The 17,013-nt window shown below is 52.8% G+C and carries 19 protein-coding genes; 13 read left to right on the top strand and 6 right to left on the bottom strand.

Translation table 11 applies throughout. The features are described from left to right. Window positions 1–46: 46 nt before the first annotated feature. Window positions 47–544 (bottom strand): hypothetical protein, encoded by a 498-nt coding sequence (locus DG177_RS04860; RefSeq protein WP_337658517.1) that lies wholly within the window; start codon window positions 542–544, stop codon window positions 47–49. Between the two features lie 82 nt (window positions 545–626). Between DG177_RS04860 and DG177_RS04855 the strand changes: the two genes are divergently transcribed. Beyond that, entirely contained in the window at window positions 627–956 is a 330-nt protein-coding gene (locus DG177_RS04855; protein WP_337658516.1) for a hypothetical protein, read from the top strand. Between the two features lie 29 nt (window positions 957–985). Further along, complete coding sequence (locus DG177_RS04850) at window positions 986–2,515, top strand: FAD-binding protein (protein ID WP_108810462.1); 1,530 nt, start codon at window positions 986–988, stop codon at window positions 2,513–2,515. 4 nt (window positions 2,516–2,519) lie between these two features. On the opposite strand, the gene purL is transcribed toward DG177_RS04850, so the two are convergent. Further along, window positions 2,520–4,820: a phosphoribosylformylglycinamidine synthase subunit PurL gene (gene purL / locus DG177_RS04845; protein WP_108810461.1), complete on the bottom strand. Its 2,301-nt coding sequence runs from the start codon at window positions 4,818–4,820 to the stop codon at window positions 2,520–2,522. A 128-nt stretch (window positions 4,821–4,948) separates the two neighbouring features. On the opposite strand from purL, the gene DG177_RS04840 reads away from it, so the two are divergent. The 3 genes from DG177_RS04840 to DG177_RS04830 all read left to right on the top strand — a co-directional run bounded on the left by DG177_RS04840 (window position 4,949) and on the right by DG177_RS04830 (window position 6,534). Continuing rightward, window positions 4,949–5,671 (top strand): SDR family NAD(P)-dependent oxidoreductase, encoded by a 723-nt coding sequence (locus DG177_RS04840; RefSeq protein ID WP_108810460.1) that lies wholly within the window; start codon window positions 4,949–4,951, stop codon window positions 5,669–5,671. Window positions 5,672–5,684: 13 nt separating this feature from the next. Next, window positions 5,685–6,284: a DsbA family protein gene (locus tag DG177_RS04835; protein WP_108810459.1), complete on the top strand. Its 600-nt coding sequence runs from the start codon at window positions 5,685–5,687 to the stop codon at window positions 6,282–6,284. Window positions 6,285–6,354: 70 nt separating this feature from the next. Then, a complete protein-coding gene (locus tag DG177_RS04830; protein ID WP_108812778.1) occupies window positions 6,355–6,534 on the top strand; it encodes a DUF1289 domain-containing protein in 180 nt (59 codons plus the stop codon). Window positions 6,535–6,573: 39 nt separating this feature from the next. Here DG177_RS04830 and DG177_RS04825 read toward each other — a convergent pair whose 3' ends face one another. Both DG177_RS04825 and DG177_RS04820 read right to left on the bottom strand, forming a co-directional pair. Beyond that, on the bottom strand, window positions 6,574–6,981 hold the full coding sequence (locus tag DG177_RS04825; protein WP_108810458.1) for a DUF2177 family protein: 408 nt from the start codon (window positions 6,979–6,981) through the stop codon (window positions 6,574–6,576). A 28-nt stretch (window positions 6,982–7,009) separates the two neighbouring features. Further along, the gene (locus DG177_RS04820) at window positions 7,010–7,669 is read right to left on the bottom strand and encodes a hypothetical protein (protein ID WP_108810457.1); all 660 of its coding nucleotides are present in this window, start codon (window positions 7,667–7,669) and stop codon (window positions 7,010–7,012) included. Window positions 7,670–7,830: 161 nt separating this feature from the next. On the opposite strand from DG177_RS04820, the gene DG177_RS04815 reads away from it, so the two are divergent. From DG177_RS04815 to queA, 5 genes are all read left to right on the top strand, one after another. Continuing rightward, on the top strand, window positions 7,831–8,070 hold the full coding sequence (locus tag DG177_RS04815) for an exodeoxyribonuclease VII small subunit (protein WP_443216432.1): 240 nt from the start codon (window positions 7,831–7,833) through the stop codon (window positions 8,068–8,070). A gap of 2 nt (window positions 8,071–8,072) precedes the next feature. Continuing rightward, window positions 8,073–8,975 carry a farnesyl diphosphate synthase gene (locus DG177_RS04810; RefSeq protein ID WP_108810456.1) on the top strand — a complete coding sequence of 301 codons (903 nt, stop codon included), beginning with the start codon at window positions 8,073–8,075 and terminating at the stop codon, window positions 8,973–8,975. A 36-nt stretch (window positions 8,976–9,011) separates the two neighbouring features. Beyond that, window positions 9,012–9,515 carry a pantetheine-phosphate adenylyltransferase gene (gene coaD, locus DG177_RS04805; RefSeq protein ID WP_108810455.1) on the top strand — a complete coding sequence of 168 codons (504 nt, stop codon included), beginning with the start codon at window positions 9,012–9,014 and terminating at the stop codon, window positions 9,513–9,515. 133 nt (window positions 9,516–9,648) lie between these two features. Continuing rightward, entirely contained in the window at window positions 9,649–10,302 is a 654-nt protein-coding gene (locus DG177_RS04800; RefSeq protein WP_108810454.1) for a peptidylprolyl isomerase, read from the top strand. A gap of 9 nt (window positions 10,303–10,311) precedes the next feature. Then, window positions 10,312–11,340 carry a tRNA preQ1(34) S-adenosylmethionine ribosyltransferase-isomerase QueA gene (queA, locus tag DG177_RS04795; RefSeq protein WP_108810453.1) on the top strand — a complete coding sequence of 343 codons (1,029 nt, stop codon included), beginning with the start codon at window positions 10,312–10,314 and terminating at the stop codon, window positions 11,338–11,340. 7 nt (window positions 11,341–11,347) lie between these two features. Here queA and DG177_RS04790 read toward each other — a convergent pair whose 3' ends face one another. Both DG177_RS04790 and DG177_RS04785 read right to left on the bottom strand, forming a co-directional pair. After that, window positions 11,348–12,142 (bottom strand): hypothetical protein, encoded by a 795-nt coding sequence (locus DG177_RS04790; RefSeq protein WP_337658515.1) that lies wholly within the window; start codon window positions 12,140–12,142, stop codon window positions 11,348–11,350. Between the two features lie 52 nt (window positions 12,143–12,194). Continuing rightward, window positions 12,195–12,542 carry a BufA1 family periplasmic bufferin-type metallophore gene (locus DG177_RS04785; RefSeq protein ID WP_108810451.1) on the bottom strand — a complete coding sequence of 116 codons (348 nt, stop codon included), beginning with the start codon at window positions 12,540–12,542 and terminating at the stop codon, window positions 12,195–12,197. A gap of 150 nt (window positions 12,543–12,692) precedes the next feature. Here DG177_RS04785 and tgt point away from each other — a divergent pair, with 150 nt between their 5' ends. Genes tgt through DG177_RS04770 form a run of 3 tightly spaced genes read left to right on the top strand, consistent with a single transcriptional unit; the run spans window position 12,693 to window position 17,004 of the window. Next, window positions 12,693–13,820 carry a tRNA guanosine(34) transglycosylase Tgt gene (gene tgt, locus DG177_RS04780; protein WP_108810450.1) on the top strand — a complete coding sequence of 376 codons (1,128 nt, stop codon included), beginning with the start codon at window positions 12,693–12,695 and terminating at the stop codon, window positions 13,818–13,820. Further along, window positions 13,820–16,546 (top strand): bifunctional [glutamine synthetase] adenylyltransferase/[glutamine synthetase]-adenylyl-L-tyrosine phosphorylase, encoded by a 2,727-nt coding sequence (locus tag DG177_RS04775; RefSeq protein WP_108810449.1) that lies wholly within the window; start codon window positions 13,820–13,822, stop codon window positions 16,544–16,546. The genes tgt and DG177_RS04775 overlap by 1 nt, the downstream gene beginning before the upstream one ends. After that, window positions 16,543–17,004, top strand: a complete 462-nt coding sequence (locus DG177_RS04770) for a redoxin domain-containing protein (RefSeq protein WP_108810448.1) — start codon at window positions 16,543–16,545, stop codon at window positions 17,002–17,004. The genes DG177_RS04775 and DG177_RS04770 overlap by 4 nt, the downstream gene beginning before the upstream one ends. The last annotated feature ends 9 nt before the right edge of the window (window positions 17,005–17,013 follow it).

Genomic DNA, 17,013 nt, shown 5'->3' with positions numbered 1-17,013 from the left:
CTGTCCTGAAATTGAGAAATCCGTAGGATTCCTGAATAACCAGATTTCAGCGCAGTTCTTTGCGAATTGTCAGTTTTAGGCCGGACCAGATCGCATCCACGGCGCAGACCTTGATGTCGACAAAGCCCATCGGCAAACAGACACTGCGAATGGTATCCTCGGTGATATCGGTTTCGACTTTTGATGCCTTTTTCGGCCAACTGACCCAAACCTGACCGGCTGGATCGATCAAGGTGCGGAGTGCGGTGAGATGCTGCTCGAGTAGCGCGCGTTCCTTGACAAAAATATGAGCTGCGTTGAGTCCTTGAAAAGGCGTGTCATGCTCTTCAAATGCCAAGCCATAGGTATCAATCTCGGCGCGGACACTGTCGGGCATCCCTTCAAACCAAACCGTCATACCGTCTTTCAGGCTGAGCTTCTTTGCGAGCGGTGTCCCTGAGTAACCAGCATTTTGTGTTGTAGGCATGATGCAAGCATAGCAGGACAATGACGGCAGGTCATCAAGTGACGCAGCAGCAACACTGGTCTGGCAGAAAACCCCCATTGCGATTATGCTGCGATTCGGCGATAAAGTGGCAGGGTCGCCTGAAATTCGAAGTACCGAGATCCAAGAGGACCGGACTCACATGAAGGAAGGCAATATCTTGCAAAAGCGATTAGGACTGATTTTGATCAGTGCGGTGCTGCTATCGAGCTGCGCCGAACATCGGCTCGTGGTGCAGCGCCCCAATCCCGATGGTGAGCATGCCATAGTGAATAGCAAGGCCTATTTGTTGCCAAGGGGGCAACCCCGCAATGTTGCCGATTGCCAGACCAACTTGATTGACGAAGTGCGCGTCAAAACGAATTTCGGACAGTCATTGATCACGGTATTGTCGCTGGGCTTCTATCAGCCGACCACCATCGAATATTACTGTGCCAAAGTGCCTTCCGATGAAGGTAGCACTGACGAATAGTCCACCGCATTCGGCCGGACGGGAGAAATATGATGCCCCCCAATCAGATCCAGGTGAACAATAATATTGAATGGGTGAACCATCACTTCAATATCAAGATGCCAATTGCCAAACGGCTGCGGGTTCATAATGAAAATCCGACGCGTGCCACGATGTCGGGAATGCGCGAAACGGCGGCGCGTTTGCAAGGGATTATCGCTGATGCGCTGACGGCGGGCGTGCAAATCCGGGCCTGTGGATCGCGCTGGTCCTTTTCCGATATTCCTGCGGTCAAGGACGGCTGGGTCGTGGAAACCGCCAATCTTGACTGGACGTTCAATGTTGGTGCTTCCGATGTCGATCTAGCGAGCGCGACATCGCGAGATGATCTCTATCTGGTGCAATGCGGCACGAATATTTCAAAGATAAACGAGCGATTGGAAACAACATCTCGTCGCCGCGCGCTGCGCACTTCAGGGGCGAGTAATGGTCAGACCATCGCTGGAGCCATTGGAACCGGTGTGCATGGTTCAGCTGTGGATGTTGGTCCGATGGAAAGCGAGGTAGCGGGAATTCAAATCCTGACGGCCACCCAGAACCTATGGATTGAACCGGCCCGAGCCCCGGTGATGAATGCAAATTTTGCCGCCAAGCTCGGTGCAACACTGGTGCGCGATGATGCCAAATTTGATGCGGCGCTTGTCAGCCTGGGCGCATTGGGCATTGTCCACTCAGTGATGTTGCGTGCGACGGGGCGATACCTGCTCAATTCGTCGTTGTTGCATATTCCTTTCGGCCAGCTGCAAGGCGCGCTCAATATGCTCGATTTTCGCGGATCAGGTCTGCCGGATCAGACTCGCAGACCCTATTTCTTTCAGGTGATCCTTGATCCCAACAAGATGGACATTGGTTATACGACGGTGCGCTATAAAGAGCTTTGCCCGCCCGGCTATCGTGCCGACTATAACCTGAAATCCGAGGCCGAACCGGGGACCGATCTGCCAAGGCTAATCGCTTCGGCAATCAAGATGTTTCCCGACTTGCGGAACACAGCGACCAGCCTGCTGATACAGGCAGAGCTGAAAGTGCGATCTGACCGGCCGCATGAATGGCGACTGCCCGGCGAGACCTATAGCTTCACCAGCGCGCGTGAGGGGATTGCGAGCTCTGGTTTTGCTGTACCGATTGCTCAGGTCACAACGGCACTCGAAATCATGCGTCAGGCGTTTCTGGTCCATAAAAATGCGCCGGTTGTATTCACCTGTCGCTATGCGCAAAAATCACCAGGCATGATGGCCTTCACGCGCTATGACCCTAGTTGCGTGATAGATATTGACGGCATCGACACGCCTGCGACGCGCAAGTTGATTACTTTGGCTGGTCAACGGTTGGAGGCAGCAGGCATGCCCTTTACTCAGCATTGGGGAAAAATGCACGACCTCACCAAGGCTCGCGTGCGGCGCGGCTATGGCGGGAGCGTTGATCGCTGGAATCAGGTGCGCAAACTGTTGCTGCCCGATGCGGCGGAACGCGATGCGTTCTCCTCACCGTTTCTGGATAGCGTTGGATTGAACGCTTAAGCGGCTAGTCTTCCATCCAGTCGCGGAAGAAACTGTCACTGGCTTCGCGGAGGTCGGAGAGGGGGATGTCGGCAACTGGCGTATCTTCACCATCGGTCCAGGAAATCGAATCTCCCTGGGTGCCCCCGATCCATGAGGCAGTCACTCCAGCGGATTCAGCCGCCTTCTTGAACTCGGCCCAACTCTCACGATCAGACCATGGTAAAGTGACAATATATCTGCCTTGATCTTCCGAAAATGCGTCTTTGATGATGTTGCCCATGGACAGCACGGAGGCGCCAATTCCGCTGGCGAGGGCCATCTCTGTCAAAGAGACAGCGACACCGCCATCAGAGATGTCATGGACCGCACTGACCTCACCTTCATTTATTAACTTCCGAACAAAATCGCCAACTATACGTTCTTGCTCAAGGTTGACCGCGGGAGGTGAGCCAGCCTCAACTTCACCGAACTGTCGCAGCCATAGGGATTGTCCAAGTTCTTGCCCCAATTCACCAAGGCCGCTATCCACGTCCAACTTTTCCAAAGATGTGGTTCCCAGAACAACAATTGCATGGTCCACGCCCTTGAACCCAAGGGTCATCATCTTGTCGAGATCATCAATCAACCCCACCGCGCCAATAGCGGGTGTCGGTAGAATCGCATGGCTCACGCCATCTGCGCCGGTGGTTTCATTATACAGGCTCACATTGCCAGACACGATTGGCATATCGAGCGCTTCACAGGCTTCGGCCATGCCTTCGATGCAGCCGACAAATTGCGCCATGATATGTGGCTTTTCAGGATTACCGAAATTCATGCAATCGGTTGTCGCGAGCGGTTTTGCTCCAACCGCGCAGAGATTGCGATAGGCTTCGGCAATAGCCTGCTTGCCGCCTTCGACCGGATCGGCTTTGCAATAGCGCGGGGTGCAGTCGGTGGTGATCGCCAAACCTTTGTTGGTGCCGTGGACACGGACGACCGCCGCGTCACCGCCGGAGCGCTGCGCCGTGTCTGCGCCAACCTGGCTATCATATTGCTCCCAGATCCAGCGACGGGAGGCGAGGGCTGGGCTGGCCATCATCTTGAGCAGGTCTGCGCCAATATCGGTGCTTTCGGGTATGTCGCCGAGCGGTTTGGTTGCTACATGCGCTTTATATTCTTCCTGCGTCAGATGAGGCCGGTCGTAAAGCGGTGCGTCGTCGGCGAGCGGGCCAAGCGGAATATCGCAGACGGTTTCGCCTTTGTGCGTCAGCACCATGCGGCGGGTGTCGGTCACTTCGCCAATAACCGCGAAATCCAGTTCCCATTTGGTGAAAATCGCCTCGGCCATTTCCTCGCGGCCGGGTTTCAGGACCATCAGCATGCGTTCCTGGCTTTCGGACAGCATCATCTCGTAAGCGGTCATCTCGGTTTCGCGACACGGAACCTTATCCATGTCGAGAATGATGCCAACTTCGCCGTTGGTTGCCATTTCGACGCTGGAGCTGGTGAGGCCGGCTGCGCCCATATCCTGAATCGCGACAATCGCATCACTGGCCATTAATTCGAGACAGGCCTCGATCAGCAACTTCTCTGTAAACGGATCGCCAACTTGTACCGTGGGACGCTTCTCATCGCTGTCATCATCAAATTCCGCACTCGCCATGGTTGCACCATGAATGCCGTCGCGACCGGTTTTCGAGCCGACATAGACGATGGGGTTGCCAACGCCTGAAGCGGCGGAATAGAAAATCTTGTCCGCATCCGCCACGCCCACGGTCATCGCGTTGACGATGATATTGCCATCATAGGCTTCATGGAAATTGGTTTCGCCGCCAACGGTCGGTACACCGACGCAATTGCCATAGCCGCCAATGCCCGCAACGACGCCTTTGACGAGATGTTTCATCTTGGGATGCTCGGGCCGTCCGAAGCGCAGGGCATTCAAATTCGCCACTGGACGCGCACCCATGGTGAAGACGTCGCGCAAAATACCGCCCACACCGGTTGCTGCGCCCTGATAAGGTTCGATATAAGATGGGTGGTTGTGGCTTTCCATCTTGAAGATCGCTGCCTGACCATCGCCGATGTCAATCACACCGGCATTTTCGCCAGGACCACAGATGACCTGAGGACCCGTGGTGGGGAGTTTCTTCAAGTGCAAACGAGAGCTTTTATAAGAACAATGCTCGGACCACATGACCGAAAAAATGCCAAGCTCTGTGATATTTGGCTCGCGGCCAAGCGCGTTTAAGATGCGCTGATATTCTTCTTCGTTGAGGCCATGTTCGGCAACAATTTCAGGTGTGATTTTTTCAGCGGTGCGCGAGGATGTCTGTGTCATGAAGACCCTTTAACGAGCCGTCCCGATTCCGCCTAGTGTGAATTATCAGTTTTGCAGAGCCCATTGCATTTAGATTCGAAACATGGTTTCATTATGAAACTGAAATTGGTCGATGGCTGGAGCAAATTATGGATAAAGTGGTTTTGGTCGTCGGGGCAGGGGACGCCATCGGCAGCGCAATCATGCGTGCCTTTGCCGACAAAGGCTATATCGTCTGCGGCGCGCGACGCGGCGGAGAAAAGCTTGACCCGCTGGTTGAAGAACTCCGCAGCGCTGGCAAGCAGGCTCATGGATTTTCCTGTGACGCGCGCAAGGAAGACCAGGTTGAAGCTCTGTTTGCCAAAATCGAGGCCGATATCGGCCCGCTGGACTGCGTGGTTTTTAACGTCGGCGCCAATGTACCGATGACGATCCTCGATACCAGCGCACAAAAGTTTCTGAAAATCTGGGAAATGGCAACCCTAGCGGGGTTTCTAACCGGACGCGAAGCGGCGCGCATCATGACCAAACGCGGCCACGGATCAATCCTCTTTACTGGCGCAACGGCTAGCATGCGCGGTGCGGCAGGATTTGGCGCCTTCGCCAGCGCGAAAGCCGCGCTTCGCAATTTGGTGCAAAGCCTTGCGCGCGAAATGGGGCCGCAAAATATTCATGTCGCCCATGTCGTGATTGATGCAGCCGTAGATACCGATTGGATCAAAGGAATGCTGCCAGACTATGAGGAACGCAAAGCCAATGACGGCGTGGTCAATCCTGATGATCTGGCACAAAATTATGTGATGTTACACGAACAGCCACGCAGTGCATGGACATTTGAAATGGACGTGCGGCCATGGGCTGAAAAATGGTGATGAAGGAAAACCAATGACCAAGACGATTGAGCTTATATTCGATTTCGTTAGCCCCAATGCTTATCTGATCTGGCAACCGCTAAAGGCATTGGCCGATAAACATGGCGCGACGATTGAGGTGATACCCGCGTTTTTGGGCGGAATGCATAAGCTGACCGGTAACGCCCCGCCTTTCATTCGTGACGCGGAAGTCAAAGGCAAGAATCCCTATGCGATGCTTGAGATGAATCGCTTCATCACCAAACATAGCCTGACCAAATTCCAGATGAACCCGCATTTTCCTTTCAATACCATAAGTCTGCAACGGATGTTGGTTGCGCTGAAGCCGGAAAAACGTGCCACATTCATCGAAACATTGCTGCCCGCAATATGGGAAGAGCAACTGGACGTGACAGATACCGAAGTTCTCGGCAAAATCCTTCAAGATGGCGGCTTTGATGCGCAAGAGCTATTTGCAAAGACACAGGATCCAGCGGTTAAACAAGAATTGATGGACAATGTCGAGAACGCGGTCGAGCGCGGTGCCTTTGGTATCCCGACCATGTATGTTGATGGAGAAATGTATTTCGGCAAAGAGCGTTTGGGACAAATTGACGAACAGCTGACGTCCTGATCCACACCCATAGAGGCATCTGCAAGCTACGGGTTTGCACCTGATCGATGATTATGCTGTTAAGGGCCTCATGGAATCGCCCTGCAATGATATATGCGCCATAGATCGCCCAACTGGTCTATGTGTCGGATGCGGCCGCACTTTGTCGGAAATAGCGGAATGGGCTTCCTCTACACCAGATCAACGGCGAGAGGTCATGGCGGAGCTGCCCGAAAGGCTGCGGATTCTTAATGCAAAATCAAAGGATTGATATCGATGTGACAGCGCTGTCACACCCATTAAGGTCAATCTAGGTTTTAACGAAACGAAGAACCAGATAGGCCGTCAACGCGGCGGTGACCCCTGTCGCAAACGTCCCCCAGGCAATATCATATAGGGTAATCTTGGTAGACCAGACCTTGAGTACCGCTTGGCTGGTCAAGTCATAGGTCGCGTACGCAATGCCGCCGAAAAGCGCTCCGTTGAGCAAGGCTGTCGTCCATTGTCCGCTAGCCAGTGCTGGTTTGACACCAAACCAGATGATTCCGAACAGATAGATCAAATAAAAGGCGAGGGCGGGTAACTTGCGAAACTCATCCGCCATGATTTCGCCGATCACCGGGCGGTACAAACTGTTCGCCATATTGCTGAGCCACAGAAAGTCCAAAATGCCAAAGATGATGGCGGCTAATATGTAGGCGATCAAAAACTGAGCCATGCTTATTCCTAACTGCTAGCCCTGCTATTCAGGCAAGCTTTAATGTTCTGGTCCTGCTCACAAATGCGGCGGCTAACGCGGCGAGTGCGAAGGCAACCAATGCTGAAATCATCATTGCCATATCGGCTGCCTCGGGTTCCGGTCCGAACCAGTTAATGAGTTGGAACGCGAGCAACAATATGACCAGAAGGACTAATGCCAGTTTAGAGCGCGGTGCCGTTGATCTTGTCCGAAACACAAAAAAAGCGAGCGCGCCAAAGGTCATTATCAGCTCCAGTGGCATAGTGATCGCTGGATAATCCCAAAGTCCGAAGCCCAGTTTGGGCGGGGATCCAGCCAATGTCAGATCCGGTGCGTGGACCAGTAGATCGAGCAGCCAATGGGATAATACGACAGCGCCGCCAATCAGGGCGCCTGTTTTGTTGCGAGTGAATAGCCAAATCAGAAGTGCAAAGCCAAGCGCCCAGACACCGCTGCCGAGGAGACTATGGGTATAGGGCATGTCATAAAGATCGAGGGGGGTCATCACTGTGAAACCAGAGACAATCCGGAAATTTTCGATACCGAAAAGGGCAAGGCCGAAAAAGCCGAAATCAACCAATTGGCCTGCAACAAACAGCGTTCCAAGTCCTGGAGCTTTGGGATGAGTCGCGGCAACCATTGCCGGTGCGAAATGCCCAATGAACATAATATACCTCCCCTTTTTGCGGTTATTTCTAGCCCTGATCTCGGCAAATGACCAGACAATGAGGCCCGGGAATCGAAAACAGACCGATTTGCATTTTCTGGGCCTTGACCGAAACCCAAAGCGACGCCATTGCAATGGGTATGAGTGAAACCGACCAAGATATGTCAGTCGACATAGCAGATCTGAACTTTGAAGACGCGCTGAGACGACTGGAGGACATTGTCAGAAAGCTGGAAAGCGGCGATGTTCCGTTGGATCAGTCCATCGTACTATACGAGCAAGGCGAAAAATTGCGCGGCCTTTGCCAGAAACGTCTCGAAGATGCCCAAGCGAAGATCGAAAAAATCACACTTGATCGCGATGGCAAGCCTCAGGGCGTCACTGCCTTTGATGCTGATTAGAAATGCCGGCCAATAATAATCTGGACCTGCGGCAGGAAATGGCCCGCGTCGCCGAGGCAGTGGATAAGCAGTTTGATCTGTTGCTGACCGTCCCTGAGGATTCTCGTGCACAATTGTTCAAAACCATGCGTCATGCCGCAATCGGAGGCGGCAAACGCCTGCGGCCCTTGTTGGTTATGGCAACCTCTGGTCTGTTCAACGTCGACGAGAACTGCGCCTTACGCGCGGCAACTGCCATGGAAGCATTGCATGTTTACTCGCTTATCCATGACGATCTGCCGTGCATGGATGATGACGATTTACGGCGGGGCAAACCAACGGCGCACAAAGCTTTCGGTGAAGCACAGGCTGTTCTCGCCGGGGATGCGCTTCACGCAATGGCCTTTGAACTGTTGGCGGACGAAGATACCCATACGGATCCGTTTGTGCGCGCTGAGATGGTCGCGTGTCTGGCAAAGGCGGCGGGGCCGTCCGGCATGGCTGGCGGGCAGATGATGGATCTTGTTGCTGAGACAACGACCTTTGATTTGCCAACCGTGACGCGATTGCAGCAGTTGAAGACGGGCGCACTTATCAGCGCTTGTGTCGAGATCGGAGCGATTCTGGGCCGCGTCCCGATTGAAGGGCGGACAGGACTGCGTGGTTATGCCCATGATCTCGGACTCGCTTTTCAGATTGCCGATGATATTCTGGATGTCGAAGGTGATGAGGCGCTGGCTGGAAAAGCGCTGCATAAGGACGAAGCGGCCGGCAAACAGACATTTTTGACACTGATGGGACTGGATCGGGCCAAGGAACAAGCACAAATGCTGGTCGATCAATCCAAATCACATTTGAACGGCTATGGTGAGGAGGCCAATTTGCTTCGCGCCATTGCGGAATATACGGTACAGCGAGACCGTTAAACTTTGTCCGGGCATCTGGCCTATAGGGGGAATATGATGAGAGTTGGTGTTTATCCCGGGACATTCGATCCCGTCACACTGGGGCATATGGATATCATTCAGCGTGGTACGCGTTTGGTAGATAAGTTGGTGATCGGTGTCACCACGAACCCATCGAAATCACCGATGTTTTCATTGGAAGAACGGTTGAACATGGTCCGTCGGGAAACCGCTGATCTTGGTGATGCAGTAGAAGTGGTCGCCTTCAATGCGCTGTTGATGAAATTTGCTCAAAAACAAGGTGCCGGCGTTATCGTCAGGGGCCTTCGCGCTGTGGCCGATTTTGAATATGAATATCAAATGGCTGGAATGAACCAGCAACTGAATGACCAGATCGAAACCGTGTTTCTTATGGCCGACGTATCGCTTCAACCGATTGCTTCACGACTGGTCAAGGAAATCGCGATTTATGGCGGGGAAATACACAAATTTGTCCCACCGACGGTGTGTGAAGAAGTGGTCGCCCGCGTAGCAGAGACCGGCTTGAAGGGTGAACAATAAGCGGGCATTAAGCGCGATTTGAAAAGCAGTTCATTGCGGCGAAAGCATATCTCGTCCAATAGGCGGCATTATTGATGTCAGGTGGATCAACGGAAGCTGCCATGATGACCAACGAACAGGTGAGTAGTTACATATGCTAAGCAAATTCATTGTTTCCCTTTTTGCTGCTGCGATGATCAGCACTGGCGCCACTGCCCAAGAGCAGGCCGAGCCTGCTGAGCCCGCTCCGGCTTCGGTTCCTGAGGAAGAGAATATTCTGCATCTGGACCTCTCTACGGGCGGCCGGGTAACGATTCAGCTTTTTCCTGCGGTTGCGCCCAATCATGTCGAACGGATCAAGACGCTGACACGGCAGGGATTTTATGATGGTGTGATTTTCCACCGCGTTATTGAAGGCTTCATGGCACAGACCGGTGACCCCACGGGCACAGGCACAGGCGGCTCAGAACTACCTGATTTGAAAGCCGAATTTCATCCGTTCCCACATTTGAGAGGGGTTGTATCGATGGCCCGTGCGGAGAGTGAAGACAGTGCGAATAGCCAGTTTTTCATTGTCTTTTACCCGCGATTTGCATTGGATAAAAAATATACAGTTTTCGGACGTGTGACAGCCGGTATGCAACATGTTGATGCGATTAATCGCGGCGAACCTCCTGCGAGTCCGAGCCGGATCTTGCAAGCGTCGGTTGCAATTGATGGTAAAGCGCCTCCAGCACCAAGGTCTTTTGCACCGGTACCAGAACAAGAAATTACGGTTGATGACTTGAACGCGCCAATTAATCCCTAGGTTTACAATATGCGCGTCGATCTTTTTGACTTTGCGCTGCCGCAAGAGAATATCGCGCTAAGGCCCGCTGTGCCGCGAGATAGTGCCCGCATGCTCGGCGTTGCCGGGTCTGGGCAGCTGTCCGATCATATTGTTAAAGATCTTCCGAAGCTGCTGTCGAAGAATGACATATTGGTTTTCAACGACACCAAAGTGATTCCAGCACAGTTGGAGGGGCGTCGCGGAGAGGCCAAAATTGGTGCTACATTGCACAAACGTGTCGACCTTAGACGTTGGCAGGCGTTTATTCGTAACGCAAAAAGGCTGAAAATTGATGATCACATAGATTTTGGTCAAGAGGTCGTTGCCCGAGCCGAAGAAAAATATGCGGACGGCAGCTTCTTGCTCCATTTTCTTGGCGACGAGCCGGTTGAAGTTCTGTTGGGAAGAGCCGGTACCATGCCGCTTCCGCCTTATATTGCCAGCAAGCGTGAAATCGACGAACGCGATGCGGAAGACTATCAGACGATGTTTGCGCGGGAAAAGGGTGCCGTGGCTGCGCCAACAGCGGCGTTACATTTTACCGACGCGTTGATAGCTGCTTTGGATGATGCCGGCGTTGGCCGAGAGACCTTAACCCTTCATGTCGGTGCAGGAACATTTCTGCCGGTGAAGGTGGACGAGACCGATGAGCATCAAATGCACAGCGAATGGGGCAGGATTGAACCGGATGTCGCGGATCGTCTCAATCAGGCACGCCAAAATGGTGGTCGTGTTATTGCCGTTGGTACGACAAGTTTGCGCCTGTTGGAAAGCGCAACCGGAACCGATGGCATTATCCAGCCATTTGAGGGCGATACGGATATTTTTATAACGCCGGGATATCAGTTTCGCGCAATTGATGGCCTGATGACCAATTTTCATTTGCCCAAATCGACATTGTTCATGCTGGTCAGCGCGCTAATGGGGTTGGAGACAATGCAAGGGGCCTATGCCCATGCAATTGAAGAGGGCTATCGGTTTTATAGCTATGGTGATTCCAGTCTGCTGTTACCCTAAGTGGGAACTATGGGGCTTTACTCGTCTGTTTTATCAAACGCTCTCGCTGCTTGTATAGTTGGTCGAGAGTAGCAAATCCCGGTTCAGTTATGCGGGTTGTTTCAAAAATCATGATCGCATCATCGAGATGAACTAACTCCTTGTCATAGTCATTCTGCTTCTGAGCGACGGAAAATTTCATAAGATTTGCAAGAAAGAGCAACATGTCCTGCATCGGATATGTTCGGTCGCCGGCCAGAGTTTCAATTGTTTTGGCCGAACGAATAACATCCGCAAATTCGGCTTGCTGACTGGCCTTAAAATCTTCAGAAGCCCTGTAATCCGGATTGTCCCTGACCATCTTCCAGCGGGCGGTTCTATGGTCCCGTGAGACCCTCTTGGCTTTGAAATAGGTCTGAAAACCCTCCAGCAGCGGCCAGCAATTATGAAGTGCAATCAACATTTCCTCACCTTCTGTGGCGTTACAGCTACTGAGATCACCACGATCCTCAGGCTTGATTTCGATTGTGTCCGGGTCAATTCTCATGATCCGAGTAAGCACGCTTGGTTGCGGGGAATCGGAGGCTTTCTCTTCCTGATCTGAGCTTATGTTGGCATCAGGCGTCACAGCCGGCACCGAAGCCGCCGGCGAGATTGAGAGAGGCGGATCAGTGACGGCATCACCATTGGTTTGAGCGAATGCAGAATTGGCTGAAAAAGCAGCGATAATAAGCAACGCAAACACGACAGGGCGGCGCGTTGCTTTCAGGTAATCGAATATGGCCATCGGTATCAAATAGGAAGGCACTAATGATCTGGCCACAAAAAAGGGCGGCCCAATTGAGCCGCCCCTTCAAAATCTTATGCTTAAGGGCTTAGCCTTCAGCAGCTACTGGCACTGGCGCATCATTGTCAGCCACTTCGGTCAGTGAACCGCCCTGTGGCTCACATTCGCCCGCTTCGGTATATTTCCAGGCATTGCCTTGATAATCTACAACCGATGTACCGGCGCAGCTTGTGCCTTCGCCAGCGGCGCAATCATTTTCGCCCGCTTTGGCGATGCCAAAACATTTTTCTTTTTCAGCAGCGGCAACTTCGGTCGCTTCTTCGCCGCTGGCTTCAGCGCCTTCGGTTGCTTCACCGGCACCACCGGAACAGGCGGAAAGGGCTGCTGCGGCGATCAGCGCGGTTGCTGCTGAACCTAATTTCATTGTCTTCGTCATAAAATACTCCCGATTTGGTCTTTGAAAAACTGTTACCATCCTGCACAGTTAAAGAGGGATTCGTGCAGAACGGCTCTTTGGTACACCATAAGGAAAAAAATTCAAAATTCTTTGTTTTTTCGGGCCTTACTTCTTTGATTGGGACAATTTTTGATGGCTGAGCGTTTTTCTTTTTCGATTGCCGCAACCGACGGCAAGGCGCGCATCGGGAAAATTAGTATGCAGCGCGGGGACATTCGTACACCCGCATTCATGCCGGTTGGAACGGCAGCAACAGTTAAGGCAATGAAACCCGAAACGGTGCGCGCAACCGGGGCGGATATCATTTTGGGAAACACCTATCACCTGATGCTTCGTCCCGGAGCAGAGCGTGTTGCAAAGCTTGGCGGTCTCCATAGATTCATGAACTGGGAACGGCCGATACTGACGGATAGTGGCGGCTATCAGGTAATGAGCCTGTCAGACCTTACCAAGATGAGTGAGGATGGGGTTGAATTTCAAAGCCATCTTGATGGATCGCGGCATATGCTGACGCCAGAACGGTCGATGGAAATCCAACGTCTGCTCGGCAGTGATATTGTTATGGCCTTTGATGAATGCACCAAAAATGGTGCAACCCGGGAAGAAGCGATGCTGTCCATGGAACGATCCATGCGCTGGGCCAAACGATCACGTGATGGTTTCGATAGCGGCGAAGAGCATGCTGTAAAGGCCGCTCTTTTCGGTATTCAACAAGGATCTCTGGACAAGGAGATCCGTGCTTCTTCAGCAGAGGCGTTAATCGAGATTGGTTTTGATGGTTACGCCATTGGCGGATTGGCAGTGGGCGAGGGCCAAGAAGCGATGTTTGACGTGCTCGATTACGCCCCAGATCAATTGCCTGCCGACAAGCCGCGCTATCTTATGGGTGTCGGTAAACCCGATGATCTGGTTGGCGCGGTAGAGCGTGGAGTGGATATGTTCGATTGCGTGCTGCCTAGTCGGTCGGGCCGTAATGGTCAGGCCTTCACCGCCACGGGGCCAATCAATATCCGCAATGCTAAATTTGCCGAAGATCTGGAGCCTCTCGATACGGACTGTTCCTGTTCGGTTTGCCAGACCTATAGCCGCGCCTATCTGCATCACTTGATCCGATCGAAGGAAATATTGGGCGCCATGTTAATGACAGAGCATAATATTGCTTTTTATCAGTCGCTTATGGCTGGAATGCGTGAGGCTATTTCAGCGGGTTCTTTTGCAACCTTTGCCAGCAACTTCCGTGGGAAATATCTTGGATAATGATCAACGGTCTGCCTGAACCGACCAGCCTGAAAGACGCTATCAAGCGCGCGCAAGACCATGCGCCTTATCTGTGCATGGCCATGGAGGTTCAACCGGAACTCACGGCTTTGCTTGATGAAAAAGATTTAAATACCGCTTTGGCATTTGTGCGGGAGGCTGGCGCGGATGCCGAGAATGTTCGCCAACGACTGAGGCGAGAGAAGCGGGCGCTGGCGCTGGCGCTGGCGATTGGTGATCTGGCGGGACAGTTGAGTTTGACCGATGTCGTTACGCAGCTGTCCGATTTTGCTGACCGATCACTGGATGAAGCCTTGGCCGATATCTATGCAACGCGCTATCCGGATGCTGATCCCGCTGGCTTCGCAGTTATCGGCCTGGGAAAACATGGCAGTCGGGAACTAAACTATTCTTCCGATATCGATCCGATTTTCATCTATGATCCCGAGAAGATCCCCATGCGTGGGCGTGAAGAACCGAGCGATGCAGCGCGGCGGATTGGTCAGCAACTCGTTGATGCTCTGAACACGCGGGATGCCGATGGTTATGTTTTTCGTGTCGATATGCGGTTGCGGCCATCGCCGGAAGTCAGTCCTGTGGCCTTGCCCGTAGAAGCTGCAATCAGCTATTATGAATCCAGTGCGCTTGCATGGGAGCAGGCGGCGTTTATCCGATCCCGCTTTGCGGCGGGTGATGCTGATCTGGGCCGCTATTTTCTTGAGACAATCAACCCGTTCATCTGGCGGCGTTCTCTGGACTATGGAGCCATTCGTAATATTGGCGCGGTATCGGTTCAAATACGCGATCATTATACTGCGGGTCAGAAATTCGGGCCTGGGTACGATTTAAAGCGCGGACGGGGCGGTATCCGGGAGGCTGAATTTTACGCACAAATGCACCAGCTTATCTTTGGCGGACGCGAGCCCACACTGCGGGTGCCAGCGACGCGAGAGGCATTAAAGGCATTGGTAGATGCTGGGCGGATTAATCCGGACAAGGCTTCTACATTGTCTGAATCCTATGAGTTTTATCGGATCATTGAACATCGCCTCCAGATGGTCAATGACCAGCAAACCCATAGCCTGCCCGATGACGAGGCCGGATTGGACCGCGTGGCCAAGCTGCATGGTTTAAACAAGGGGGCTGATTTGCTGGCGCTTCTGGAACCACGTGTCGAGGCAGTTGGCGCGATTTATGATGAGCTGATTGATTCCGATGAAAGTATAACTCTGCCACAAGCGGATCAGGCTTTGGTGGTTGCGCTGGAAAAAAGAGGCGTCGTACAAACCGGTGTTTTTATCGAGAAGATCAAACGGTGGCGTAGCGGGAAAGTTACGGCACTGAGGAGCCCCGCGGCAGTCGAATCCTTTGAGGCAGTATTGCCGGACATGATCGAGGCTATTGCCGGATCCCCGGATCCGCAACAGGCCCTTGTCCGATTGGACAGTCTGATCGATAAATTGCCCACCGCAATTAATTTCTTCCGCATGCTGGAGGCCCGTCCGGGACTTCGGGAAATGCTCAGCCGCATTTTGAGCCACGCACCGGTTCTGGCTGATGAATTATCCCGCAGGACCGAATTGTTTGAAGGGTTGATCGATACCACCGCTCTGGATTTGCCGCCATCCGTCGATGAATTGGCAGAGCAGTTTGCTCGGCGGGAAGATGGCGATGATTATCAAATGCTGCTTGACCGGGTGCGGGCGCGGGTAGGGGAGAAGCGCTTTGCCCTTGGCGCGCAGCTTATAGAATCTCGCCACGATCCGCTGGCGATAGCCGCTGGATATGCCCGTGTCGCAGAAGCATCCATTCGTGTGTTGACCGACGCCACCATATCGGAGTTCGAAGAGGTCCATGGCAGGATCCAAGGCAGTGAAATGATAGTTCTTGCGTTGGGCCGTCTAGGCGGCGAAGCGTTGACTCACGCCTCTGACCTGGACCTTATTTTTCTGTTCACCGGAGATCACAGTGTCGAGTCTGACGGTCGGCGACCCTTGGGCGGCACGCAGTATTTTAACCGGCTCGCACAGCGTATTGTTGCAGCTCTGTCGGTACCCACTGCAGCCGGGCCGCTTTATGAAGTAGATACCCGTCTGCGTCCCTCCGGAACGCAGGGTCCAATGGCGGTTACAATAGAAAGTTTCTATAAATATCAACAAGAAAACGCCTGGACCTGGGAGCATATGGCACTAACCAGAGCGCGCCCTGTCTATGGTAGCACAAATGCCTGCGATCAATTGCAGGATCAGATCATAACCATTTTACAGAAAGAGCGAGAACCGGAAACGTTGCGTAAAGCCGTCCGCAAGATGCGGCTGGATATTGTCGAGCACAAACCACCCAAAGGACCGTTAGACACAAAGCTTATGGAGGGCGGTCTGGTGGATTGGGAATTTATCATACACTTCCTTCAGCTCAAAACCGGTGATGCCCTGCACCCGCAATTGGGATTGGCTGCCCGCGGGTTGGCAGGTGGCGGACATTTGAACGAGAATATGATTGCAGCCCATGAACTGATGACCCGCTTGCTGGTGGCGTTGCGATTAATGTCACCGACCTGCGATTATCCGCCCGATTCAAGCCGAGAGCTGATCGCCAAATCGGCGGGTCAGGAAAACTGGGATGCCCTTTTGAACGGCTATGATGCGGCCCGGCAATGCGTTATTGAAGAATGGAATCGGCACTTGCGGCCGGACCCTCATGAAATACTAGGAGACATAATATGATAGAAGTTGGTGAGCAGATGCCGGATATGGATTTGACTGCACCCGATGGCGGCTCGGTGAAACTTTCCGACTATCATGGCAAGAAGCTGGTGCTGTTTTTCTATCCCAAGGCGAGCACACCGGGATGCACGACGGAGTCCAAAGACTTTTCTGCTTTGTTGCCGGAGTTCGAAAAAGCTGGTGCTGCAGTGCTGGGCATGTCCGCAGACAGCCCAAAGCGTCAGCAGAATTTTATCAACAAACAAGAGCTGACGGTCGATATTGCTTCGGATGAAAGCACTGTTTTTCTAGAGAAGATCGGCGTCTGGGCGGAAAAGAAAATGTACGGCAAAACCTATATGGGCATCATTCGTTCAACCTTTCTGATTGGGCCGGACGGAAAGGTTTTGCAGTCTTGGCCAAAAGTAAAGGTCAAAGGGCATGCTGAAGAGGTGCTCGCTGCGGTGCAGGCTGCTTAAGGGTTCTGG

The sequence above is a fragment of the Sphingorhabdus sp. Alg231-15 genome (assembly GCF_900149705.1).
Taxonomy (GTDB): Bacteria; Pseudomonadota; Alphaproteobacteria; order Sphingomonadales; family Sphingomonadaceae; genus Parasphingorhabdus.
The sequence above is the reverse complement of the archived record's forward strand: the minus strand, read 5'-3'. Positions and strand labels throughout refer to the sequence as shown.

Bases quoted from the DNA above. Each gene is read 5' to 3' on its own strand.
- DG177_RS04860 (WP_337658517.1), bottom strand. From the start codon at position 544: ATGGGGGTTTTCTGCCAGACCAGTGTTGCTGCTGCGTCACTTGATGAC.
- DG177_RS04855 (WP_337658516.1), top strand. From the start codon at position 627: ATGAAGGAAGGCAATATCTTGCAAAAGCGATTAGGACTGATTTTGATC.
- DG177_RS04850 (WP_108810462.1), top strand. From the start codon at position 986: ATGATGCCCCCCAATCAGATCCAGGTGAACAATAATATTGAATGGGTG.
- purL (WP_108810461.1), bottom strand. From the start codon at position 4,820: ATGACACAGACATCCTCGCGCACCGCTGAAAAAATCACACCTGAAATT.
- DG177_RS04840 (WP_108810460.1), top strand. From the start codon at position 4,949: ATGGATAAAGTGGTTTTGGTCGTCGGGGCAGGGGACGCCATCGGCAGC.
- DG177_RS04835 (WP_108810459.1), top strand. From the start codon at position 5,685: ATGACCAAGACGATTGAGCTTATATTCGATTTCGTTAGCCCCAATGCT.
- DG177_RS04830 (WP_108812778.1), top strand. From the start codon at position 6,355: ATGGAATCGCCCTGCAATGATATATGCGCCATAGATCGCCCAACTGGT.
- DG177_RS04825 (WP_108810458.1), bottom strand. From the start codon at position 6,981: ATGGCTCAGTTTTTGATCGCCTACATATTAGCCGCCATCATCTTTGGC.
- DG177_RS04820 (WP_108810457.1), bottom strand. From the start codon at position 7,669: ATGTTCATTGGGCATTTCGCACCGGCAATGGTTGCCGCGACTCATCCC.
- DG177_RS04815 (WP_443216432.1), top strand. From the start codon at position 7,831: ATGTCAGTCGACATAGCAGATCTGAACTTTGAAGACGCGCTGAGACGA.
- DG177_RS04810 (WP_108810456.1), top strand. From the start codon at position 8,073: ATGCCGGCCAATAATAATCTGGACCTGCGGCAGGAAATGGCCCGCGTC.
- coaD (WP_108810455.1), top strand. From the start codon at position 9,012: ATGAGAGTTGGTGTTTATCCCGGGACATTCGATCCCGTCACACTGGGG.
- DG177_RS04800 (WP_108810454.1), top strand. From the start codon at position 9,649: ATGCTAAGCAAATTCATTGTTTCCCTTTTTGCTGCTGCGATGATCAGC.
- queA (WP_108810453.1), top strand. From the start codon at position 10,312: ATGCGCGTCGATCTTTTTGACTTTGCGCTGCCGCAAGAGAATATCGCG.
- DG177_RS04785 (WP_108810451.1), bottom strand. From the start codon at position 12,542: ATGACGAAGACAATGAAATTAGGTTCAGCAGCAACCGCGCTGATCGCC.
- DG177_RS04775 (WP_108810449.1), top strand. From the start codon at position 13,820: ATGATCAACGGTCTGCCTGAACCGACCAGCCTGAAAGACGCTATCAAG.
- DG177_RS04770 (WP_108810448.1), top strand. From the start codon at position 16,543: ATGATAGAAGTTGGTGAGCAGATGCCGGATATGGATTTGACTGCACCC.